Source organism: Mucilaginibacter lutimaris, assembly GCF_042676625.1.
Lineage (GTDB): Bacteria > Bacteroidota > Bacteroidia > Sphingobacteriales > Sphingobacteriaceae > Mucilaginibacter > Mucilaginibacter lutimaris.
Genome location: NZ_JBHTIA010000003.1, coordinates 220,897 through 244,062, shown reverse-complemented (window position 1 = coordinate 244,062; position 23,166 = coordinate 220,897). Strand labels below are relative to the sequence as shown.

Genomic DNA, 23,166 nt, shown 5'->3' with positions numbered 1-23,166 from the left:
ATTAATGTTCGCGCATAATGGCGTGGTCCATCTTGTCGCGTTTGGTACGCAGGTACGCCTCGTTATGTGGGTTTGACGCTATCTCTATAGGCAGGTTCTCAACTACCTCTAAACCATAGCCAATAAGGCCCGCACGCTTTTTGGGGTTATTAGTTAATAAGCGCATTTTGGAGATACCCAGGCTGCGTAAAATTTGCGCCCCTATACCATAATCACGCTGATCCATCTGGAAACCAAGTTTGATGTTGGCCTCAACCGTATCCAAGCCGTTTTCTTGTAAATGATATGCCTTAAGCTTATTGATAAGGCCAATGCCACGGCCTTCCTGGTTCATGTAAATAATAACGCCTTTACCCTCTTTGCTGATGATCTCCATAGCTTTGTGCAGCTGCGGGCCGCAATCGCACCGGCACGACCCAAATATATCACCTGTAACACAAGAGCTGTGTACACGCACTAAAACAGGCTCATTTGGCCCCCATTCGCCCTTAACCAGGGCAAGGTGATTTTCGCCAGTATCCAGTTGGGTGTAGGCTATCATATCAAAATCGCCCCACTCGGTAGGCATCTTTACAGATACTTCCTTGCGCACCATCGATTCGGTATTCAAACGGTAAGCGATAAGGTCTTTTATAGAAACTATCTTAAGGTCTAACTCTTTAGCCATTACCAATAACTCGGGCAGGCGGGCCATGTCGCCGTTCTCCGTCATTATTTCGCATATAACGCCCGCCGGCTCAAAGCCCGCTAATACAGACAGGTCAATTGCTGCTTCGGTATGGCCCGAACGGCGTAAAACGCCACCCTCTTTAGCTATTAATGGGAATATGTGCCCCGGTCTGCCTAAATCTGCCGGTTTGGTTGCCGGGTCAATTAAAGCTAATGTAGTTTTTGACCTGTCGGTTGCCGAAATACCGGTTGTACAACCATTGCCCAGCAGATCTACCGATACCGTAAAATTAGTTTCGTGCGATGTGGTGTTATGGCTTACCATTGGCTCAAGCTCAAGCTCGTACGCGCGCTGTTTGGTTATAGGTGTACAAACCAGCCCACGGCCATATTTAACCATAAAATTAATGGTTTCCGGGGTAGCATTACGGGCGGCAGTTAAAAAGTCACCTTCATTTTCGCGGTCTTCGTCATCAACTACAATAATGGTTTTACCAGCTTTAATGGCTTCAATGGCTTCCGGTATAGTATTTAGCATCTTAGTTTTTCTTAATGGAGGTCAGCTGAGGTAATAATACCTGCGCTGATGCAGTACAAATTTATACGATAATAAGTTTAATACAGTCGGTATTTTGTAAAACTATGCCGGCTTGGTTTTACGCAGACTAAAGCGCTTAAAGAAACGTCTATACAGGTCCGTATCAAACAAGGCCGAGTCTGTTGCTGCTTTGTAACTCAGGAACAGGCCTATCGGGAACAAAATAACAATAGAGATCCACGCTCCTACCAACGGGGAAAGATCGCCCTCCTTGGCAGACTTTTCGCCAATGGTGCCAATAATATAATATATAAGGAAAAAGATAACCGACACCACCACAGGCAGGCCAAGCCCGCCTTTACGAATAATTGCCCCAAGCGGCGCACCTATTAAAAACAATACGATACATGCCGCGCCAAGGGTAAACTTTTTTTGGTACTCCAGCACGTAGCGGCGTATGCCTCGGTTGGTTTCCTTATGCATTTCGGCACGGTTCCTTAATACATCGAGTATCTGGTGTACCTCGCTCGACGCGTTATTTAGCATGTTGATCTTATCGCTTTGGCTGTTCATTTTTACACTATCGGCCGGCAGTGCCTTAACTTTTGATTTAGCCGGAACGGTAGTATATTTCATATAGGCCGATAGCAGGGCATAATTTATTTTAACATTGCTGTCAACAACCTTTCTTGTAGAATCTACATAATGCTGCAATTGCCGCAGGTTCATCATCTGCGATGCATTCCTAAACTCGCTTTGATCGGTGCGGGTCATTTTAAAGTCGGAAAGGTCGAACTTGTACTCGGTTTCTCCAAACCTGAAGCGCCTTAAACGCTGCCTTGGCATACTGTTGCCCTGGTCGCCGGGTTCTTCCTGATACATTATGCCATCTTTTAGTTTTAGTATCAGAAAAAGATCGTCTTTAGAACGGTACATTAAGCCCGATTTTGCAAAGGTAACGTTCATGTTGGTCTCGGGTATGCCCTTTTGATATATCATAATATCGTGCAGGGTCTGGCCATCGGGGTCTTTGTGCTTTACGCGGATAGTGTACCCCGGGAAGCGGTTACTAAAGATATTTTCGGGAAGTAAGTCGGCCGATTTTTGCTTACGGGCATCGTACAGCAGCGAATAATATTTAAGGTTAGCTACCGGGAGCATATAATCTGAGAAGGCGAAGGCGGCGATGCTTAACACAAAAACCACCACAACCATTGGGTACATAGCCCTGCGTAATGATATGCCTGCAGATTTTATTGCCACAAGCTCGTAGTTTTCGCCGAGGCTGCCGTACGTCATGATAGAAGAAAGCAATACAGATAGCGGCAATGCCATTGCCAGATTGGTGGCCGAGTTGTACATCATCAACTCCAGGATAATATACCATTGAAAACCCTTGCCAATAAGGTCATCGATGTATTTAAACAAAAACAACATCAGCAATACAAACATCACTATTAATAAGGTCACTATAAAAGGCCTTATAAATGATTTAAGCAGTAACAGATGTATTTTTTTCATCAGGGCAACTGTATACAGGGACAGAAACGTTTACGCGCGTAAATAATTGCATACGCGCCGCGCAGTTTCGGGATACAAAAATAAGGAAATATAAATTCTTAAGCGCCCAGTGTACTTATCAGGTAATCGATCTGGTTATCCCATATCTGCTTACGCTCTGCAATGGTTTCTTCGGTAGCAAAATCGGTAATGCTAAGGGCTACATCATTGGTTAACTCGTCCTGTATAATTTCCATTTCAAAATAACATTGAGGCTCGTCGTCAATCCATTTAAAACGCACCAGCTTGTTCTCTTTTAAGGCTACCAGTTTGGCATTTTGCTTCTCATCATCCCAGGTAAAAGTGTAGATCTGGTCGCGAACGCTTACATCATCTGCAAACCATTGGGTAAGGCCGTTTGCTTCATTCAGGAAAGTGTATAGTATTCTGGGTGACGATTTTATCTCGTACTCAATATTAAATTTCTTCTTCTCGGACATAGGGGTTCAACAGTTACAAAAATCAATCGGGGGTAAAAGTTAACATTTTTTCTAAAGGAAGCGAATTTCTACTATATTTGCAAACCTTTTTCGGAAGTATCATTGATACGACTGCAAAAGACAGCTAAAGTAAATTTAGTTAACCATATTTTTCCGGCGGGGTAGCTCAGATGGTTAGAGCGTAGGATTCATAACCCTAAGGTCGGCAGTTCGATCCTGCTCCCCGCTACTTGAAAATCAGCCTGTTACGAGAACCCGTAGCAGGCTTTTTCTTTTTGTTAACGGTTTCTTAGCTGCACTTGCTTGCTTATAGATAAAAAAGCAACTAAAGCTTGCAAGTTAAATAATGGTAAGTGGATTAATTTCAGTTGAAGTTAGCCATGTCAAAAGCCATTCTCGGGCTCATAACCCGAAGGTTGCAGGTTTGAGTCCTGCTCCCGCTACCTAACAAAGCCTATAAACTCGAATATTTAAGTAGCAGGAGTCGAATCATATAATTGACCAGCCAATTTCTTTAATTCTTCCAGGAAAGGGTTCGAGAGCTTCCTTCATTTCTTATCATCCTAAATATGCGTTGAGTTCACAGTTTTTAATTAAATTAGCTCTAAATATTTCTATTTTGGCAATTAAAAGCGTACATAATGAAAGTGAATTACTAGTAGAGATTGGTAAAGGTAATGAAAAAGCCTTCGCATCACTTTTTTATGCTTACCATAACCAAATTGCTGAATACGTGGTGTTACTTACTGCCTCAACAGAATTGGCAGAGGAAATTGTGCAGGATGTATTTGTTAAGATATGGCAGAATAAGCACAAGCTGCATGAGGTAGAAAAATTTACGGCTTATTTATTTATACTTACCCGCAACTATACGCTAAACAGTATACGAAAAAATGTTGGCGACAAAAAAAAACAGGATGCCTATAATTTATCGATAGTGAATGATGAAGAGGTGATAGCTTTGGATGACCCATTATCAGATCCTGAAAACCAAAACTTAATCGAAAGAGCCATCGCTCAACTGCCTCCCAGTCAACATCGAGTTTTTCTACTCAAGCAAGAAGGCCGAAAAAACGCCGATATAGCGAATGAGCTTGGGTTATCTGCCGAATCTGTAAAAAAATACCAGCAATGGGCTATTAAATCTGTAGCCGAATTTGTGCGGGCCCATAAAGAACTTTCCGCGATTTTTATTGCTATCGGCATTATGGGAAAGTAGCGGGGCTAGCTGCTTAATAATGAGTAAATAAAAAGTTCACATTTTTTTATTTCTATATCCCCTTTTTACAAATTCTGTGTCTTTAGTGCAAATAACGCTTTGGTAAACACACCGGGCGCTGCTTGTAATCTAATAAAATGCCGAATTTAAGACTGACTTATTTGTTTGATCTGCTAAACTCAAACAAAATATCTGCGGAACAACGTGCCGAGCTATTATCATTAATGGCCGACCCGGCGAATGAACCGCAGGTAAACAACTTGCTAAAAGATAAATGGGAACTATTTAAACCCGATAAAGCACCTTTCAACGAAGATGAAAGCGAGAGCCTTTTAAATCGAATCAATACAATATTAGCGGTTGAAAGACCGCGGAGCCTGTTCAGCATGTGGCAGCGCATTGCAGCAGCAGCATCTATCATGTTGATGCTTGGCGTGGGTGGTTATATCTTTTACAATAAAACATCGACTAAACAACTTGCTGTTGCCGTACAGCGCACCGTGCCTAAGCAACAAGGTATTGAGCTGACCCTTGCTAACGGGAAGAAAATAACAATAGATCCGTTAAAACAGGATGCTACCTATAATTCAGACGGTATACAAATAGATCAACAAAAAGGTGGGCTTGTTTACGAAGCTCAAAGCAGCACAGACACGGCGGTATCAATGCATACCTTGGCCAACAACAGCGGTAACAAATACAAACTAATTTTATCTGACGGGACAGAAGCTTATCTGGATGCGCAATCATCAATCTCTTATCCCGTGCAGTTTGCAGGCAAACAACGTAAAGTAAACATAACCGGGCAAGCTTATTTCAAGGTAAAACACAACGCCGAAAAACCATTCATAGTAACAGCCAGGGACCAGACCATAGAAGATATAGGGACCGAGTTTAACATACGCGCCTATGATGATGTGGCTACAACAACATTGTTAGAAGGGGCGGTGCGCATCAATTCCGCAGGTGTCAAAAAAAGCGTTTTACTTAAACCAGGCGAGCAGGGTGCGCTTGTTGGTCATGAGTTGGATGTTAAAGCCGGCGATCTGGAAGAAGTAACTGCATGGTTGCAGGGCAAACTGGTGTTCAATCACCAATCATTAGAAAGCGTGTTAACCCACGTTTCGCGCATATATGATGTAAAGTTTACCTGGCAAAATGATGATCTCAAAAATATCAAATTTACCGGGGCGGTAAGCCGCACGAGGCAATTAAACACCATCATTAACTTTTTCCGTGCCACAGAACGGGTCGATTTCAAATTCGAAGGAAATTCAATCAAAGTGATCAGGCATCAATAAGATAAAACTAATTCCTAACCTAAATAACTATTATATGAGAAGAATTTTACGCTGGTAGCTATACGCTGAGGTGAACGAATAAAAAACGTACCCCGACTTGGACCTCGGGATACGTCACTCATTCAGGTCACCCTTTCTTTGCGGCAAGGCCGCATAAGGAAAATCAATTCGTGTGTGAAAACAAATTATTGACCCGAACAATTCAAACTTATGAATTTTAATGCACTATGCATAAACGCGCACCGTTTATACCCTCCGCGCATAATTATTTTAGTCATGAAGATGACCACATTACTGCTGCTTATCTCAGTTATGGCTGTTAGCGCAGCAAGCTACGCACAAAATATCACCATTAAAGAGGAGAAAGCGAGCCTCGACCTTATCCTGAAAAAGATCAGGCTGCAAAGCGGCTACGATTTTGTTTACAGCGACGATATTTTACGCCTTACAACACCTGTAACTATAGATTTGAATAACGTTTCGATAGAAGAGGCGTTAAGGCAATCGTTAAAAAATCAACCGCTGTTATACCGTATAGAGGACAGATCTGTTATCATTAGAATTGACCATGCTTCCGGTTCAACGGTTACCAGTCAAAGCATTGATCTGCGCGGTAAAGTAACCGATGAAAATGGGCACCCATTACCAGGCGCTACAGTCACCCTGAAAAATAAACCTGCAAAAACTACTTTAACTAATGCACAGGGAGAATTTTTGCTAACGGATGTTAATCCGGGTGATGAGATTATTATCTCTTATGTTGGCAAAATATCCCAAACAATTATAGTAGGAACCAACCAAAACATATCCGTTTTTTTGCAGTCCGACTCAAAAGAGTTGAACTCGGTGGTAGTGGTAGGTTATGGCACGCAGCGCAAAAAGGACCTTACCGGAGCGGTTAGTATTGTAACTTCAAAAGACCTGGAAAATCGCCCGGCCACAAATTTTGGATATTCATTGGAAGGAAAGGCGGCGGGTGTTGAAGTTATCCGGCCATCGGGTAAACCACAGGCAGGAATCTCTATCAGGGTTCGTGGAACAACTTCTATCACAGCAGACAGCGAGCCGTTATATATAGTTGATGGCGTGCAAAGCGCTACAACATATGACCTGAACCCGGCAGATATAGAATCCATCACGATACTTAAAGATGCCTCTTCCGCAGCAATTTACGGAGCATCGGGCGCTAATGGTGTAGTTTTGATCACTACCAAGAGAGGAAAAAATCAAAAACCAACCTTAACACTCTCAACGTATGGCGGGGTGTCAAAAGTTGTCAAAAAATTGAATGTTCTGGACAGAAGCCAATATATCGACCTGATGACTGAATTGAACGAGGTGGCTGATTGGAGCAAGTACAAGGCCAATACCAACTGGCAGGATGTGATCTTCAGGGATGCCTACGCGCAAAATTATCAAATGGCATTAAACGGCGGGAACGAGAATACGCAGTACTATATGTCGGGCGGGTGGATAAAAGAAGATGGCGTGGTACGCAATAATTCTATTAACCGCTACAACTTTAAGGTGAACTTAGACCAAAAGGTAGGCAAGATAGTAAAGGTAGGTACAAGCGTACTCTTTTCAAGATGGTTTGACAGTAACATTGTTGATAGCAGATGGTCCGGCAAAGGTGGTGTAATCATGAACCTTTTAACATCATCACCGGTCATCGATATCTTTAACCCCGACGGTTCGTTCACAGCTAATCCTTTACGTTTATCATTCAACAACCCTGCAGCTTATACTGATGGCTCGGTTAACGGGTATAACAATTCAAGATTTTTTGGAAACGCCTATGCAGAAGTTAATATCCTGAGCTCTCTTAAAGCCAAATCTCTCTTTGGTTATGACTATGCAACTAACCGCTACAACTATTTCCTTGATCCGTTTAAAACAGATTACGGACGGGTAAATAACGGGTTGGCCAATTTAAATATTAACCAAAATAATTACTGGCTTAACGAAAATACGCTGACCTTTAAAAAGTTAATCGGCAAGCATTCCATTGAGGCTTTTGGCGGTTTCTCCATGTCCAGATCGGCTGCTGAAAGTTCGGCAATAGAAACAAAAAACTTCTCTTCATCAACGGTAACAACCGTTAACGGCGGCTCAGTCATCAATTCCGCAACAGGCTCAAGAAGCGCGAGAACAAACCAAGCCATCATTAGCCGCATTAATTACGCCTTCGACGACAAATACCTGGTAACAGGAAACTTCCGCGCCGATGCTTCATCTGTATTCGGGCCGGATAACCGATGGGGTTATTTCCCGTCATTCTCTGTTGGATGGAGGCTGTCGCAAGAAGATTTCCTAAAGGACATATCTTTTTTGAGCGACCTTAAGATAAGATATGGCTGGGGTAAGGTAGGAAATGACCGAATTGACGCTTATTCATATTTTGGGCAGGTTGGCGTTGGGTATAACTACGTTTTAGGCGGCGTGCTTAGTTCTGGTACCGGCCCCAATACACCGGAAAACAGAAACCTGAAATGGGAAACAACTATTCAAAATAACCTGGGTATAGATATTTCGCTATTTAACTCAAGAGTTAACCTATCTGTTGATGCCTATAAAAAGCAAACCCGCGACCTTTTATTTGATAAGCCTGTGGCATTATCAAGTGGTTTCAGCGGCGCTTTGCAGAATGTGGGTAACCTCGAAAATAAAGGAATCGAATTTGCCCTGGGCACAAAAAACCTTGTTGGTGATTTGAAATGGGAAACCAATTTAAACTTATCTGTTAACCGCAATAAGGTTGGTTACATAGCAGACCAGGTGTTACCTGTTGGCGCAATTGAGCAACGCGAAGAAGCCTCTATCATTAAAGAGGGATACCCTTTAGGAACCTTCTTTGGATATGTCGCCAAGGGTGTTGACCCACAAACCGGTATGGAGCAATATGAAGATTTTGATAACAACGGCGTGTTGAACAATGATGATAAACGGGTTATAGGAAACGCCAATCCGAAGTTTACTTACGGCGTAAGCAATTCCTTAACTTATAAAAATTTCAACGTCAACATCTTCTTCCAGGGGGTGCAGGGCAATCAGATTTTTAATGCAACCCGGATAGAAACAGAGAGCTTAAATGATTTCAGGAACCAGTCCTCAGTCGTTTTAAACCGCTGGACTACCCCCGGCCAAATTACCAATATTCCCAAAGCTGTTGCTGATGATGTAACCAACACCAGGATCTCATCAAGGTTTATTGAGAATGGCTCGTACCTGCGCCTTAAGTCGGCCACTATCGGGTATTCGTTTTCACAGGCAATCACCCAAAAACTGGGTATTCAAAAGCTGGGCTTATACGTAACTGGTGAAAACATTTTCACATCATCTAAATACAGTGGGTTCGACCCGGAAGTAAGTGCTTTTGGTGGCCGAAACGGTGTGTCCGGGATCGATTTCGGAACGTATCCACAGGTGAGGGCCTTTATTGTTGGATTAAACGTCACACTATAACATCATTAAATTTTCAAGAAAATGAAAAATATAAGAAAATACTTTACCTACATGATGTGTATAGTGCTATGCGCATCATGCAAGAAATTCCTGGATGTTAAGCCGGAATCAAGCGCTACTACAGGCAATGCTTACCAAACTGCAAAAGATATGGAGGCAGCGCTTACAGGTGTGTACAATACCTTGTACCAGGAATATTTTATCTGGGATAGGGTTTTACTGGGCGATGCACGATCTGATAACGCCTATTCAGGCGGTGATGATCAGGAGATCAATCAGTATGACGCGCTAAATATATCCTCTTCAAATAGCCGCGCAACGTTTGATTACAGGCAGCTTTTCAACGGTGTAGCCCGCGCAAACTTGGTTATCGATAAGATACAAGGGGTAAACGACCCGCAGCTAACCGCTGCCAGGAAGGCGCAAATTACCGGAGAAGCGAAATTTTTAAGAGCTTACTATTATTTTGAGCTGCTTAAGCTATTTGGTAACATCCCGCTTGTAACTGATTTTGGCTCTGTCGACCCATCTAAAGTAAATGTCCCGGCAGCACCCCGTGATGCAATATACAAGCAAATTATTGCTGATTTGAACGACGCGCTTGTTTTGCCGGACGATTACGGTCAGGGTGCTTCTTTAAACAAATCAAGGGCTACTAAAGGTGCAGTAAATTCACTTTTAGCGCAGGTGTACGCCCAAATGCCTAATCCCGATTATAGCAAAGTTGTGCAGTACTGCAACGCGGTTATTAACAGCCCGGCCGGTTACGATCTGCATCCTATTTATAACCAATTATTTGATGGAGCGCATTACATCAATTCCGAAGCCATCTTCGAGGTGCAGTTTATTGCTAACACGCCCCAGGCTAACTGGGGGCCGCAATTATTCTTACCACCATCACTTACCGGGGACGACTGGAGAAAATATTGTACTCCATCTGTAGACTTGGTTAAAGCTTATGACAACGAAGGCGATAATGAGCGGAAGAATACCAATATTTTGATGGCCAACGCTGAGTGGGCTGATGAGTATTGGAAGCCATGTGCCTCTGCAGGTCAACTACCTTTCGTTTTCAAATGGGAGCATGCTAACGCCTATGCAAGCGGTGATTATACCTACCTGATCCGCCTGGCTGATATTATATTATTAAAAGCCGAGGCACAAAGTGAATTGGGCAATATTTCAGGAGCCGATGGCGCGGTTGCACTTTTAAATAAAATACGCAGCCGTGTCCATTTAGCCGGCAAAACCATCAGCGATAAGGAGACCGTAAAAAATTACATCCTGAATGAGCGCCGTTTAGAGCTTGCTTTCGAGGGTACAAGGTTTAACGACCTTGTGAGAACTGGGAAATTCACCAGCACGATGAACGCCTTGAAGGAGTACAAACTAAACTGCGGAAACGCCAACCGCGAACTGGTTAATTACGCAGCCAACAACGATAAAATGTTACTTCCTATCCCCGCAAGTGAACTTAACAGAAACAATCAATTGAAGCAGAACCCCGGCTATTAAAGTAACCGTTCATCTGTAAACTTTATTAAACTTAAGTAAAATGAAAAAAAATTTAATAATGGCACTGGTTTTAATAACCGGGGTACTGGGTGCTTGCCAAAAAGAATTAAAAAACAGTATACCCTTTGATCCTGAAGATCTGAAACCGGCGATTGATACACCTTTAAATAGCACAAACCCGAAACCTGCTATTACCGGTAAACTGGTGTATCATAGCTACTCTTGCTATGCGTGCGAAGGCACAAAGATGTATATATACAATTTTAATAATAATACCGTAACCTGGATTAGCCAAAACTGGAATATCGATTACCCAATGAATGCCCATTTCAACCCGGATGGTACTAAGATCGTATTTATGGGCCAGCCGGCAGGCTCCGGCGACTGGGATATTTACCTTTGGAGGGTTGGGGATACAGATGCTCCAACAAATCTTACTGCCGGTAATGGCTTAAAAGATGAAGACCCCAAATTTTCACCTAACGGTTACAGGATAGCGTTTAAACAAGACGGCGACCTTAAATTATTAGACCTTGATGCTAATATAACAGATGTTATCACCAATACGCCATCAATCGAAGAAGGCATGCCTTACTACAACGATGACGCTACAGGCTTACTTTTTGCCCAGGGGGCAGGCAGCAATTCTGATATTTTCCATATTAATCTCGATGGTACAAATAAAACTGCTTTGGCAAATGTTGCCAATGTGCAGGAGTATTACCCTATAAAGCGCGACCAAAACACTTTCTTATATAGCAGGTGGTATAGCGCCGACGATCATCACGATCAGATTTATATGGGATATTTTGCAAATAATACCCGCACCCGCCTTCCATTCAATAATAACAATGCAGAATATGCCGATGCTTATCCCTGCGGAACAGGCTACGTGATTCTTTCCAGCACCCGGGCAGGGACCTCTGGTGGGTACGATCTGTACATAGCAGATATCACAAGTAAAAATATATGGTCGTTGGCAAGTTATAATGCCGGTATCAATTCGTCTTTAAACGAGTTGGGTGCAGCCTATACCCCTAATTAACGTGATCTGAATTACTTTTTTAAAATAGTCATAACTAAAATCAAGAGCTACACATCATCTTAATTAAACCATATTAAAATTTATATAACATGAAAAGAATTGCAATATTAACCCTTGTTTTCTTAACAGGAATGCTTGGCTCATGCAAAAAAGATTCCAAAAGCCAAACTGTTGCTGAGAAAACACAAAGCGCGATAGTTACGCATCCAAAAACAAATGCTGTACAGGCGCAACCTACCATCTCCGGAAAACTTGTCTACCACAGCTACTCTTGTTATGCTTGTGCAGGTACTAAGATGTACATATACAACTTTAATACAAACACCTTAACATGGGTTAGCCAAAATTGGAATATTGATTACCCAATGAATGCTCATTTTAGCCCGGACGGGACTAAGATCGTGTTTATGGGCCAGCCGGCGGGTTCTGGCGACTGGGACATTTACTTATGGACGATAGGGTCTTCCAGCGCGCCAACAAATCTTACTGTGGGCAATAATATAAGGGATGAGGATCCTAAGTTTTCCCCTAACGGATACAGGATAGCTTTTAAGCAAGCGGGCGATCTTAAATTAATGGAACTTACGGGTAATATAACCAATACCGTAACAAATACACCGGCTATTGAAGAAGGCATGCCATATTACAATGATGATGCTACGGCCCTTATATTTGCTCAGGGAGCAGGAAGCGCGTCAGATATTTACAAGATCAATATTGATGGAACGAACAAAACCGCATTGGCAAATGTAAGTGGCGTGCAGGAATACTATCCAATTAAACGCGACCAAAATACCTTCCTATACAGCAGGTGGTACAGCAGCACTGACCATCATGATCAGGTTTACCTGGGATATTTCGCAAATAGCACCCGTACCCGTCTTCCGTTTAATAACAACAATGCCGAGTATGCCGATGCTTACCCTTGCGGTACTAATAATGTGATCCTTTCCAGCACCCGTTCCGGAACTGTTGGAGGATATGATTTGTATATAGCCAATATTACAAGCGGCGCAATCTGGTCGTTAAGTAATTACAATACAGGCATAAATTCATCTGAAAATGAATTGGGCGCTGCATATACGCCCAATTGATTTGTTTTGTATGATGTAGCGTTGATTTTAGTTGATTATAAGAGAGCGTATCCAACTCGGTGAGTCGGTGCGCTTTTTATAATTACAGATTTTTGCCCTATAATATACAAAGGGAAGCCCCTTTCTTTTATGCGATACACTTTCTTATTATTTTTTATACACATAATGATTTCTGACTCGGCTTAGGGTTTCTCTTGAAAAGCCCAGGTAGGAAGCAATCATATGGTGAGGGACTCGGTTAAAAAAATCAGGATAAGTCTCAATAAAACTTTGATATTTTTCTTCAGCTGAAAGACTAATATTGTTTAGTATTCGCCGTTGACTAGCTTCGAAACTACGGGCCTTAAGCTTTTCAACCAATTGACGGAACTTTGGAATATCCTGTTGTAAAGTTAGGTAATTGGTTTGACCGATTAGGATCACTTCCGAATCCTCTAATGCATCTATATTGTTCTTAGAGGGCTTGTTATTGTTTAGGCTCTCTTGATCGCTCATCCACCAATTCTCTATCGCAAACCCTCAACATATGCTCATTACCGTCTTCCCCTACGCTATATAAGCGCAAGCACCCTTTTACGACGAAACAGTTGTTGATGCAAATATCCCCTTCCTGAAGCAGATAATGTCTTTTGCGTAGCTTTCTGCTTACACTAACCGCTTTCACAGTGGCAAGTTCCTGCTCATTTAAGCCGGCTTTTTCGATCAGATATTGTTCAAATACTTCAAACATAATTTGCGCTGATCAAAAATATTCTAAATCACGATTCAATTTGTGTTTTTAAAGAAAATGCAAATATTATGACAGTTATAACCACATGTGATCAATGTATTTGCTTTGGTACAAACAATCCAAAAACAGTCATTTATAATTGGCGCCTAGGCCTCGCTATATATTATATATTTATCATCACCTGTGATATTTATCACAGGTATTTTGCTTCAAATGTCATCGTCTGTAACCCGTTAGATATGCCAAATTTGCTTAATAAATTTAATAGCAAAAATATAAATAAGGATCACAGAAGATGTCAAAAACAATTTTAATAACCGGCACAAGTGCTGGATTTGGGAAGATAATGGCCATTGACCTGGCTAAAAAAGGCTATAACGTTGCAGCAGGAATGCGCAATGTAAGCAGCAAAAATGCAGAAGTAGCAAAAGAATTAAGCGCGTTGCCGAATGTTATCGTTGTTGAAATGGATGTAACTAGTACAGATTCGGTGAATACTGCGGTAGAGCAAACAGTAGCTAAGTTCGGAGGCATCGATGTGCTGGTAAACAATGCGGGTATCGCCGGATATGGGTTATTTGAAGCTTTTTCCGTGGAACAAATGAAACGCTTATTTGAAGTCAACCTTTGGGGTACTGTTCGGGGTTATCTGGCAGTTTTGCCTCTTATGCGTGAGCAACGTTCAGGATTGATCATTAATATAACCAGCGGCCTGGGTATTATCTCCGCACCATATATAGCTCCCTATACAGGAACTAAATACGCTATTGAAGGCATGACTGAAACGATCCGTTATGAAGTTCAGAATTTCGGCATTGAAACTGTTACGCTACAGCCAGGGCCATTCCGGACCGGTATTACTGAAAAGGAAGGTGCCCAGCCGGACCGCACAGAGATCTACGAAGCTTACGGGGAAGGCTTCACTGATAAACTTCAGAAATTAGGCGGGATCATGTCAGGTAAAATGGATGAATATGCTATGGATCCTCAGGAAGTTTCGGATGCTACAATTAACCTGATCGAAATGGAACCGGGAACCAGGCCGTACTATACGGTGGTCAACCGGGTAACTGATAACCTGGAACAAGAATATGCCGATTCAAAAGATCCGATCAGAAAGGAATGGATGAAACGCATGGGCTGGGGAGAATGGTTATAAAAGCTCTATTCCTGCTTTTAATAATAATTTCAACGATCGGCAGCACAGTTACCCCAAGTAAAAGCCCCTGATATTCAGGGGCTTTTATTTAAAATATATTCCTTAAAGTTCTTTGGTTTCGCCGGTTAAAAGGTTTGTTTGAAATACTTTATAACTGCCATTTTTAAGGTCGAAAAATGCTTTCATGGTGTCATTAGAATAAAATTCCATATAACCATTATAAGCATTTGCTACGCCTTTAGCGCCGGTAGAAGAATCTGTATCCAAAGTTTTGGTAGAAAAGTACACCCTGCCATCAACATATTTTGGGTTCCATGCGGTGCGGAACGCGCTAATTCTTAAAAGGCTGTAAACAGTTTCCATCTTATGCGATTCTGTGACAACACCGTTACTTATTTTAGATTTGTAAGAAGATGTTGTAGTAACGCCGTTTATGCTGATTTGCCTGTAGCCATAATCAAGCGCCCTTACGTCGTAATTTAAGGTTACATCGTAAATGTTGCTAAAGCCGTTACCCTTTTCTGTTGTTTTTAAAGTATCGGCTAATAAATACGCGTCAACATTCCAGTTGTTGTTATATACACCATTGCACATACTTGTAAAAATAGTTTTGCCCTTGTAAGCGCGTGTTGTATCGCCATGTACACCTGTAGAATCTGTAAAATAAACAGATGGCAAACCACATTCCTGTGTGGTATTCACCGCCGTTTTGCCTTTTTGTGAGGCATCTGTTTTAAGTATGTTATTGTTTTTAACACCGCCGCTCACAGAACGGTATAGGTCCATCGCAAGCTGTTTACCCAACGCGCTGCTAATGGTTTCTTTAGCTGTTACAAATTCTTGTGTAGTACTTTTTTTGCAGGATAAGCTGGTAACGGCTGCTAAAACCAAAGCCGTTGCTGTAATTTTAAAGGAGAATTTCATGAATGCTTAGTAAATTTTTTTTCAGATTGCGATTTGCCCTGTAAAGACAAATACAATACCAGTTCAATTACTTGCTTATAAAGCAAACATCAATATTTTTTGCGAGGTTATAATTCCCCAAAGTGTAGAGTTCCTGCCGCCGGGGTTTTAAATCAATCGATTTAAAATAAAAATAAAAAATAATGTTACGATTAATCTTGAACCGCATCTTTTAGATAAAAATGTTTAACTGGTCTTCAGAATAGCCGAAACTTTAAAGGGTCGCTTTTGCTACTCTCTTAACACTATAACTTAAATAGTATCAACAAAAGAATTGTATCTTTAACTATGTTCCATCAAGAATTTGCACCTCCTGAAGAGTTACGGAATACCATTAAATGCTTTTGGCATAACATAAGAGAGGCCAATGAACAACAACCGGCATTTGAGGTTGTGCCTGATGGTTACGCTGAAATTATTTTTTATTTCGGGGGCGATCTTAGCATAGTGCTTAACGGCGAACCGCAGCCATTGCCATCGCCTTTTATGATGGGCCTTATGGACCAGCCTGCTCATTTTTTTGCAAAAGATCGCTTAGAGATCATTGGTGTAAGGTGCTACCCATGGACGGTATTTAACGTACTTGGGTTGCCGCCCGCTAAAGATGGAATACGCTTATTAGAACACCCTGTCGCACAACATCAGGGTGCATTAAAGAAATTGACAGAGGCTAACAATGTAGCCGATGCGATAGCCCTGGTTGTAAAATATTTTGTGGACGCGAGGATAGGCATTGCCCCTAACAATTTGCTTTTAAAAGCCGGGGCGGCCATGAGCAGGGCAAACGGCACTATACTGGTAAGCCAGGTGGCGGAAGCGGCACATGCAACAGTGCGTACGCTCGAACGTAATTTTAAGTCATCATCCGGCTATAGCGTTAAAGATGTATCTGGCCTAATGCGTTTTGAACAGGTGCGAAATCATTTATGGCAAAACCCCGGTGTTAACCTGGCGGGCCTGGCGCACGAGTTAGGCTACTCAGATCAACCTCACTTAAGCCGTGAATTTAAACGGTACAGCGGCACTACCCCATCGGCATTTGCCCGGCAGGCAAAAAAACAAAAGCCTATGATAAGCAATAATTTCGTCGCGTTTATACAAGCGTAGCAGCCCGGCATTACTGAATTTTGTACTCAACATAAAAATTCAATTATGCTGATACAAAATAAACATATAGCCATTGTTGGCGCAGGCCCTGGCGGGTTAACATTAGCGAGGCTTTTACAGCTTAAAGGCGTAAACGTAAAGGTGTATGAAAGAGATATAAATAAAGATGCGCGTGTACAGGGCTCTCCGCTTGATATGCACGAAGGTTCGGGCTTAACCGCGATTATTAAAGCGGAATTATCAGATCAATTCAGGAAGAATATCCACCACGGTGCCGATAAAAAGATAATCGTGAACGAACAGGCCGAAATCATTTTCAGCGATCATGGTATTGAACCTACAAAAGAAGCCCCTAATCCCGAGATAGATCGGGGTGTGTTACGAAAGATATTTTTAGACTCGTTACAACCCCAAACTGTTGTATGGAACAGCCAATTTATTAGTTTAGAAAACAGGATAACGGCTGGTTATTGCATTTTAAGAACGGTTCGACTGCATACGCAGATCTTGTAATTGCAGCTGATGGCGCAAATTCCAGGATAAGGCCATACGTTACAAACATTAAAGCTTTTTATACAGGCATTACAATGGTTGAGGTAAACGTTTTTGATGCGGCAAAAGCAATACCTCATATCTACACGCTATTAAATGGTGGTAAAGTAATGGCGTTTGGCAATGGTAAAAACATTTTAGGCGGCCAAAAGGGCAATGGCCACCTGGGGTTTTACTTGAGCATAAAAGCGAAAGAGCATTGGACAAAGGATGGCGGCCCGGATTTTACGGATAGAACGCAACTGCTTGTATGGTTTAAAAAAGAATACAGCGAATGGAGCAGCGTTTGGCACCAGCTTATTAAAAACGCGGCAATGCCCGCTATACCACGCTTGATCTACTGTATGCCGCCGGATCAAACCTGGGAAGCCCTGCCTAATATAACATTACTTGGCGATGCCGCGCATGTGATGCCGCCCTTTGCAGGCGAAGGGGCCAACACAGCTATGTTTGACGCGCTGGAACTGAGTGAAAGCTTAACATCCGGCAAGTACAACACCATACAGGAGGCCATAAGCAATTACGAAATAAATATGTGTAAAAGGGCAGCAACAGCAGCACAACGATCTTTAGAGAACGGCGAAAGGATGCATAGTGAAGGTGCTCTCCAAAAGATAATGGCTGTTTTTAACAAGAGGTAAGTAACTGATAATATATTTTGCTAAATCGATTTATAAAACTAAATTACACCCGCAAAACCAATTGTAAACACATTCTTAATGAAACAAATTTTCGCTGTAATATTAGTAGTTGTCGGCATGTTATCGGCAAAAAGTAGTTATGCCCAGGCTACAAACGGTACTATTACCCGCCCATGGAACGCTAACTGGATCGCTGCCGCATTTGACGGCGGTAAGGAATATGGTGTTTTTTACTTTCGTAAAAGTGTTAATCTGCCATCTAAACCGGCAAATTTCCGCATCCATGTATCGGCAGATAACCGTTATAAATTATATGTGAACGGTACGCTGGTATCCCTTGGCCCGGCGCGTGGCGATACTTATTTCTGGAATTACGAAACGGTTGATATTGCGCCTTATCTTACCGCTGGTAAAAACGTGGTATCGGCACTTGTTTTTAACGAAGCGGATTATCGCCCGGAAGCACAAATTTCTGTACGGACTGCATTTATAGTACAGGGAAATTCTGCTGCAGAAGAGATACTGAATACTGATAATACATGGAAAGCCGCGCGGGATGTTGCTCACCAGCCTGTTCCGGGCTACTTTTTTGCCGCTACAAAAGGCGAAATGGTAGATATGAATAAAACCATTAAAGGTGACTGGCGCGCTGTAGATTATGACGACAGCAAATGGCTTGCCGCAGGCAAAATAATGGAGGGAAAACTTAAAGGTATGGCCTGGGGTATCGACTGGGCTTTGGTACCCTCATCGCTGCCACAAATGGAAATGACCTATCAGCGCATACTTAAATTACGCAAAGCCACAGGCATTAAAGCCCCGCAGGGTTTTCCCGAAACTAAAAGCCCGGTAACAATCCCGGCCAATACTACTGCTACCTTATTGCTCGATCAAACTTTTGAAACCAACGCTTACATAACATTAAATTTTAGCGGCGGTAAAGATGCGGGCATATCCTTAGGTTATGCCGAATCGCTTTATGAAAAGGGGCGTACCGATAGTCGCAAAGGCAACCGTGACGTGATAGAGGGTAAAGATTTTATTGGCCGCATAGATAGCCTTATCTCTAACGGCGATAAAGGGCAATCGTTTACAACCCTAAATTTTAGAACGTTCCGCTATATTAAGGTAACCATACAAACCAAAGATGAGCCGATTACCATTGATGACCTTTACGGTACATTTACTGGTTATCCGTTTAAACAAACCGCGGTGTTTAATACGGATAATGCCGAAATAAAAAAGATATTGGAAATAGGCTGGCGAACAGCAAGGCTCAACGCGTGGGAAACCTATACAGATTGTCCTTATTACGAACAATTGCAATACATTGGCGATACCCGTATACAGGCCATGGTATCGTATTTTAACACCAATGATGACCGCTTACAACGCAACGCCATCAATTTAATTGATCATTCCCGCTTAGCGGAGGGTATCACCAAAAGCTGTTATCCTACTAAAGGTACGCAAATAATTTCTCCGTTCTCGCTATGGTACATCGGCATGCTGCACGATTATTTTATGTACCGCAACGATATGGCCTTTATTAAAGATAAGCTGGTTGGCGAAAGAACCGTTTTAGATTTTTTCAGCAAATACCAGCAGGCCGATGGCTCGTTAAAAGATACGCCATACTGGGCCTTTGTAGATTGGGCCGGTAATTTATGGGGCGAAGTGAAAGGCCCGGATGGCAGCGCGGCCATATATGACCTGCAACTGCTTTGGGCATACCAATGGGCTGCAGAAATGGAGGCTAAAGCAGGTATGCAGGGCTATGCCGATTTGTACATGAAAAAAGCCGCGCAGTTAAAAGCGACAATCCACCGCAAATATTGGGATCCGGTTAAAAAATTATATGCCGATACCAAAGAGAAAAAAGGTTACTCGCAGCATGTTAACGCGTTAGCCATACTTACGGGAATTGTAAGCAAGGCTGATATGCCTGCGGTAGCCAACGGCATGGCTAACAATAAAAGCTTAACCCAATGTTCAGTTTATTTTAAATATTACCTGAACCAGGCCATGGTAAAAGCAGGCCTGGGGAACGATTATATGAGCTTAATAGGCATATGGCGGGAAAACATCGCCATGGGTCTTACCACCTGGGCCGAATATTCTGATATCGCCACCTCCCGCTCGGATTGCCACGCATGGGGCAGCAGCCCAAATGTTGAGTTTTACCGCACCGTTTTAGGTGTTGACAGTTATGCACCGGGTTTCGCTAAAATTAAGGTAGAGCCTCATTTGGGCACCATCAATAACGTAAGTGGCGAAGTACCCCACCCTAACGGCAAAGTGATAGTGAAGTACCTTACACAAGGCAGCAAGTGGAAGATAAACATTAGCCTGCCGGCAAAAACCCCGGGAATATTTGTATGGAAAGCCAAAACGCATCCGCTTAAGCCCGGCGCAAACACTTTTGTAATTTAATATTTACCTAAAACAAGCCTAACGGGCTTTATCCGCCTCGATGATATTGAAATGCGATCTACTTTAAAACTTTTATTCAGCTCCTTATTTTTATTACTTATACATGCTGCAAGCTTTGCACAATCTGTAAACCTTAATTGGAAGCTATTTCCGCAGGATGATATCCGTTTTAAGCTAAAACAAATTGCAGCCCCGGGCTTTAAAACCAATACATGGATTAATGCAATTGTTCCGGGAACGGTATTCTACTCATATGTAAAAGCGGGCAGAGAGAAGAACCCGGATTATGCCGATAATATTTATAAGGTTGATAAAGCTAAATACAACAAGCCGTATTGGTACCGTGCCGAATTTTCGGCCGCGGCGTTTAAACCCGGAAAAACAGTATGGCTTAAGTTTAACGGCATCCATAAACGCGGCGAGCTTTATATAAATGGCGAACATATTGGCACTGTTAAAGGCATTGTGGAACGTGGCATCTACAACATCACTAAAAACCTGAATAAAAAAGCGCCCAACGTAATTTTGGTATTAGTGGTACCTCCGCGTAACGACCCCGAACATAACCACCCTATGGCCAATTGGGAAGCCCCTACCTATATTAGCAGCGGTAGTTGGGACTGGATGCCCGAAATACCCGGTTTAAATAGCGGCCTTACCGATACGGTTAGCCTAACCACCACAGGCCCGGTTGCTGTGTCAGATCCATGGATCCGCACACAGATGAAAAATTTAAATGCAGCCGACGTATCACTGAAGGTTAGCCTGAACAACACATCCGCTAAACCGGTAACAGGCTCGGTTAAGTTTGTGATAAGCCCGGGTAATATATTAGTTAACGGGCCGCAAATAACGCTAAAAGCCAATAGTAATGAAACAGTTAGCTATGATAAAGAACAATTTGCACAACTGCATATAAAAAACCCAAAGCTATGGTGGCCAAACGGCTACGGTGGTAAACCTGATGGAACACAAAACATCTACACCTGTAAGGTAAGTTTTGAAGTTGCAGGCATGGGTGTTTCAGACAAGGTTATTAAAACATTTGGGATAAGAAAAATAAGCTCGGACACCACATCGGTTAACGGGCCATTAAGGGTTTACGTAAATAATGTACCTATACTATTAAAAGGCGGTAATTGGGGCATGAGCGATTATATGCTTAAAGTACGCGGCAAGGATTATGATACCCGCATCCGTTTTCATCAGGATATGAATTTTAACATCATAAGGAACTGGACGGGTGAAGTTACCGACGAGGCCTTTTACAACTATTGCGACAAATATGGCATAATGGTTTGGGACGACTTTTGGTTGAACAACTTTGGCCAGATAGATAGCCTGGGAATTTTTAAAAGTAACGCTATTGAAAAAGTTAAAAAATACAGGCATCATCCGTCTATCGTAATATGGTGTGGTGCAAACGAGGGTGTGCCGGGCGGTGACCCCAACGGGGTGTTAAACAATACCATTAAAGCCGCAGTAAAGGATAATGACGCCGACGACAGGTTATATCTGGCCCGCTCTAATGCCGGCGAAACTAACCCCAACTTTTCTATCCACGGCGGCAGCAAAATGCTATCGGGCAGCGGCATATGGAGCAATGTAGACCCGAGAACTTATTTTACTGACCCGCATAACAGCTATCTCTTTTCAAAAGATTCATACGGGATGCGCAGCGAACTGGGCACTGCAACGTTTGTGAATGCAGAAAGCTTTAAAAAATTTATGCCGAAAGAATATTGGGTGGCCCCTACCCCCGAAGCCGTGAACAGCAAAACCAACATGTGGGCAAAGCATTACTTTAGCACTGATGGCGCGCTGGGTGGCGGCTCAGACCCGGTTAAGTATATCAATACCATCAGCAATAGTTATGGCAAGGCAATATCCCTGGAAGATTTTACTAAGAAAGCCCAGATGTTGAATGTGGAAACCATGAAAGCCATGTTTGAGGCCTGGAACGACCATATGTGGAAAGACGCCACCGGTATGCTCATCTGGATGAGCCAATCGGCCTGCCCAAGTATGATATGGCAAACGTATGATTACTATTACGACTTAACAGGCGCTTACTTTGGTGCCAAAACCGCCTGCGAACCGCTGCATATTCAATGGAACGCCGCTACAAATTCGGTTAAAGTAATTAACAATTATCCACACGATATAAATGGACTTACTGCCGAAGCCAAAGTTTACAACATAAATGGACAGGTAGTATCCGGCTATACTCAGACCAAGAAACTGGATGTAAAATCTACTTCCCTTGCCGAAGCGTTTGTGGCATTCTCTGATGACAAATTGCCTAAATTATCCGACATTCATTTCCTTAGACTGAAGTTGTACGATGCTAAGGGGAATATCGTATCTGAAAATTTTTATTGGATAGGTAATACTTATTTAGATTATACCGCCTTAAACAGAATGCCCGTTGTAGGCAAAAGCTTGCAGGTAAGCAAACCCAAAATTAGTTTAGCTAAGAATGGCGTAAACAAGCTGCTTACTTATAAAATCACCAACCACTCTAAAATTACGGCGGCCTTTGGCATCAGGGCGCAAATGCTAAACAATAAGGGGGAACAAATTTTACCGGCTTTATACAGCGACGGCTACTTTTCTTTAATGCAGGGCGAAACTAAAACACTTGTTGTGGAGGTTGACCCTAAACTGCTTGGTAAAAGATATAGCTTACAGGTAAAAGCTTACAACAATTAATATTAGCGCAGTGCGGTTAAAAT

At 42.4% G+C, this 23,166-nt stretch carries 18 protein-coding genes and 1 tRNA gene; 13 read left to right on the top strand and 6 right to left on the bottom strand.

Going from position 1 to position 23,166, the window contains the following annotated elements:
• Window position 1: 1 nt before the first annotated feature.
• The 3 genes from ACFQZI_RS01785 to ACFQZI_RS01775 all read right to left on the bottom strand — a co-directional run bounded on the left by ACFQZI_RS01785 (window position 2) and on the right by ACFQZI_RS01775 (window position 3,207).
• The gene (locus ACFQZI_RS01785; RefSeq protein ID WP_377137767.1) at window positions 2-1,207 is read right to left on the bottom strand and encodes a bifunctional 3,4-dihydroxy-2-butanone-4-phosphate synthase/GTP cyclohydrolase II; all 1,206 of its coding nucleotides are present in this window, start codon (window positions 1,205-1,207) and stop codon (window positions 2-4) included.
• 102 nt (window positions 1,208-1,309) lie between these two features.
• A complete protein-coding gene (locus ACFQZI_RS01780; protein WP_377137765.1) occupies window positions 1,310-2,728 on the bottom strand; it encodes an LptF/LptG family permease in 1,419 nt (472 codons plus the stop codon).
• A 98-nt stretch (window positions 2,729-2,826) separates the two neighbouring features.
• A complete protein-coding gene (locus tag ACFQZI_RS01775) occupies window positions 2,827-3,207 on the bottom strand; it encodes an START-like domain-containing protein (protein ID WP_377137763.1) in 381 nt (126 codons plus the stop codon).
• 155 nt (window positions 3,208-3,362) lie between these two features.
• Here ACFQZI_RS01775 and ACFQZI_RS01770 point away from each other — a divergent pair.
• From ACFQZI_RS01770 to ACFQZI_RS01740, 7 genes are all read left to right on the top strand, one after another.
• Window positions 3,363-3,436, top strand: a tRNA-Met gene (locus ACFQZI_RS01770).
• Between the two features lie 390 nt (window positions 3,437-3,826).
• On the top strand, window positions 3,827-4,426 hold the full coding sequence (locus ACFQZI_RS01765) for an RNA polymerase sigma factor (protein WP_377137761.1): 600 nt from the start codon (window positions 3,827-3,829) through the stop codon (window positions 4,424-4,426).
• Window positions 4,427-4,563: 137 nt separating this feature from the next.
• A complete protein-coding gene (locus tag ACFQZI_RS01760; RefSeq protein ID WP_377137759.1) occupies window positions 4,564-5,727 on the top strand; it encodes a FecR family protein in 1,164 nt (387 codons plus the stop codon).
• 282 nt (window positions 5,728-6,009) lie between these two features.
• Window positions 6,010-9,192: a TonB-dependent receptor gene (locus tag ACFQZI_RS01755; protein WP_377137757.1), complete on the top strand. Its 3,183-nt coding sequence runs from the start codon at window positions 6,010-6,012 to the stop codon at window positions 9,190-9,192.
• 21 nt (window positions 9,193-9,213) lie between these two features.
• Window positions 9,214-10,707: a RagB/SusD family nutrient uptake outer membrane protein gene (locus ACFQZI_RS01750; RefSeq protein ID WP_377137755.1), complete on the top strand. Its 1,494-nt coding sequence runs from the start codon at window positions 9,214-9,216 to the stop codon at window positions 10,705-10,707.
• Window positions 10,708-10,747: 40 nt separating this feature from the next.
• Entirely contained in the window at window positions 10,748-11,752 is a 1,005-nt protein-coding gene (locus ACFQZI_RS01745) for a TolB family protein (RefSeq protein ID WP_377137753.1), read from the top strand.
• Between the two features lie 89 nt (window positions 11,753-11,841).
• Window positions 11,842-12,846, top strand: coding sequence for a hypothetical protein (locus tag ACFQZI_RS01740; protein ID WP_377137751.1), 1,005 nt, complete (start codon window positions 11,842-11,844; stop codon window positions 12,844-12,846).
• 147 nt (window positions 12,847-12,993) lie between these two features.
• Here the strand turns inward: ACFQZI_RS01740 and ACFQZI_RS01735 are convergent, their stop codons facing one another.
• Together ACFQZI_RS01735 and ACFQZI_RS01730 are read right to left on the bottom strand one after the other, a co-directional pair.
• Window positions 12,994-13,341 (bottom strand): Crp/Fnr family transcriptional regulator, encoded by a 348-nt coding sequence (locus ACFQZI_RS01735; protein WP_377137749.1) that lies wholly within the window; start codon window positions 13,339-13,341, stop codon window positions 12,994-12,996.
• Complete coding sequence (locus ACFQZI_RS01730) at window positions 13,313-13,576, bottom strand: cyclic nucleotide-binding domain-containing protein (RefSeq protein WP_377137747.1); 264 nt, start codon at window positions 13,574-13,576, stop codon at window positions 13,313-13,315. The genes ACFQZI_RS01735 and ACFQZI_RS01730 overlap by 29 nt, the downstream gene beginning before the upstream one ends.
• Window positions 13,577-13,871: 295 nt before the next feature.
• Between ACFQZI_RS01730 and ACFQZI_RS01725 the strand changes: the two genes are divergently transcribed.
• On the top strand, window positions 13,872-14,735 hold the full coding sequence (locus ACFQZI_RS01725) for an SDR family oxidoreductase (protein ID WP_377137745.1): 864 nt from the start codon (window positions 13,872-13,874) through the stop codon (window positions 14,733-14,735).
• A 102-nt stretch (window positions 14,736-14,837) separates the two neighbouring features.
• Here ACFQZI_RS01725 and ACFQZI_RS01720 read toward each other — a convergent pair whose 3' ends face one another.
• Complete coding sequence (locus ACFQZI_RS01720; protein ID WP_377137743.1) at window positions 14,838-15,659, bottom strand: hypothetical protein; 822 nt, start codon at window positions 15,657-15,659, stop codon at window positions 14,838-14,840.
• A 327-nt stretch (window positions 15,660-15,986) separates the two neighbouring features.
• Here ACFQZI_RS01720 and ACFQZI_RS01715 point away from each other — a divergent pair, with 327 nt between their 5' ends.
• From ACFQZI_RS01715 to ACFQZI_RS01695, 5 genes are all read left to right on the top strand, one after another.
• Window positions 15,987-16,805, top strand: coding sequence for an AraC family transcriptional regulator (locus tag ACFQZI_RS01715; RefSeq protein WP_377137741.1), 819 nt, complete (start codon window positions 15,987-15,989; stop codon window positions 16,803-16,805).
• A gap of 45 nt (window positions 16,806-16,850) precedes the next feature.
• Window positions 16,851-17,318, top strand: a complete 468-nt coding sequence (locus ACFQZI_RS01710) for an FAD-dependent oxidoreductase (protein ID WP_377137739.1) — start codon at window positions 16,851-16,853, stop codon at window positions 17,316-17,318.
• Entirely contained in the window at window positions 17,276-17,998 is a 723-nt protein-coding gene (locus ACFQZI_RS01705; protein WP_377137737.1) for an FAD-dependent oxidoreductase, read from the top strand. The genes ACFQZI_RS01710 and ACFQZI_RS01705 overlap by 43 nt, the downstream gene beginning before the upstream one ends.
• 78 nt (window positions 17,999-18,076) lie before the next feature.
• The gene (locus tag ACFQZI_RS01700; RefSeq protein WP_377137735.1) at window positions 18,077-20,431 is read left to right on the top strand and encodes an alpha-L-rhamnosidase-related protein; all 2,355 of its coding nucleotides are present in this window, start codon (window positions 18,077-18,079) and stop codon (window positions 20,429-20,431) included.
• 51 nt (window positions 20,432-20,482) lie between these two features.
• On the top strand, window positions 20,483-23,143 hold the full coding sequence (locus ACFQZI_RS01695; RefSeq protein ID WP_377137733.1) for a glycoside hydrolase family 2 protein: 2,661 nt from the start codon (window positions 20,483-20,485) through the stop codon (window positions 23,141-23,143).
• The last annotated feature ends 23 nt before the right edge of the window (window positions 23,144-23,166 follow it).

Bases quoted from the DNA above. Each gene is read 5' to 3' on its own strand.
- ACFQZI_RS01715 (WP_377137741.1), top strand. From the start codon at position 15,987: ATGTTCCATCAAGAATTTGCACCTCCTGAAGAGTTACGGAATACCATT.
- ACFQZI_RS01735 (WP_377137749.1), bottom strand. From the start codon at position 13,341: ATGAGCGATCAAGAGAGCCTAAACAATAACAAGCCCTCTAAGAACAAT.
- ACFQZI_RS01725 (WP_377137745.1), top strand. From the start codon at position 13,872: ATGTCAAAAACAATTTTAATAACCGGCACAAGTGCTGGATTTGGGAAG.
- ACFQZI_RS01730 (WP_377137747.1), bottom strand. From the start codon at position 13,576: ATGTTTGAAGTATTTGAACAATATCTGATCGAAAAAGCCGGCTTAAAT.
- ACFQZI_RS01785 (WP_377137767.1), bottom strand. From the start codon at position 1,207: ATGCTAAATACTATACCGGAAGCCATTGAAGCCATTAAAGCTGGTAAA.
- ACFQZI_RS01750 (WP_377137755.1), top strand. From the start codon at position 9,214: ATGAAAAATATAAGAAAATACTTTACCTACATGATGTGTATAGTGCTA.
- ACFQZI_RS01695 (WP_377137733.1), top strand. From the start codon at position 20,483: ATGCGATCTACTTTAAAACTTTTATTCAGCTCCTTATTTTTATTACTT.
- ACFQZI_RS01780 (WP_377137765.1), bottom strand. From the start codon at position 2,728: ATGAAAAAAATACATCTGTTACTGCTTAAATCATTTATAAGGCCTTTT.
- ACFQZI_RS01755 (WP_377137757.1), top strand. From the start codon at position 6,010: ATGACCACATTACTGCTGCTTATCTCAGTTATGGCTGTTAGCGCAGCA.
- ACFQZI_RS01740 (WP_377137751.1), top strand. From the start codon at position 11,842: ATGAAAAGAATTGCAATATTAACCCTTGTTTTCTTAACAGGAATGCTT.
- ACFQZI_RS01720 (WP_377137743.1), bottom strand. From the start codon at position 15,659: ATGAAATTCTCCTTTAAAATTACAGCAACGGCTTTGGTTTTAGCAGCC.
- ACFQZI_RS01745 (WP_377137753.1), top strand. From the start codon at position 10,748: ATGAAAAAAAATTTAATAATGGCACTGGTTTTAATAACCGGGGTACTG.
- ACFQZI_RS01775 (WP_377137763.1), bottom strand. From the start codon at position 3,207: ATGTCCGAGAAGAAGAAATTTAATATTGAGTACGAGATAAAATCGTCA.
- ACFQZI_RS01760 (WP_377137759.1), top strand. From the start codon at position 4,564: ATGCCGAATTTAAGACTGACTTATTTGTTTGATCTGCTAAACTCAAAC.
- ACFQZI_RS01700 (WP_377137735.1), top strand. From the start codon at position 18,077: ATGAAACAAATTTTCGCTGTAATATTAGTAGTTGTCGGCATGTTATCG.
- ACFQZI_RS01710 (WP_377137739.1), top strand. From the start codon at position 16,851: ATGCTGATACAAAATAAACATATAGCCATTGTTGGCGCAGGCCCTGGC.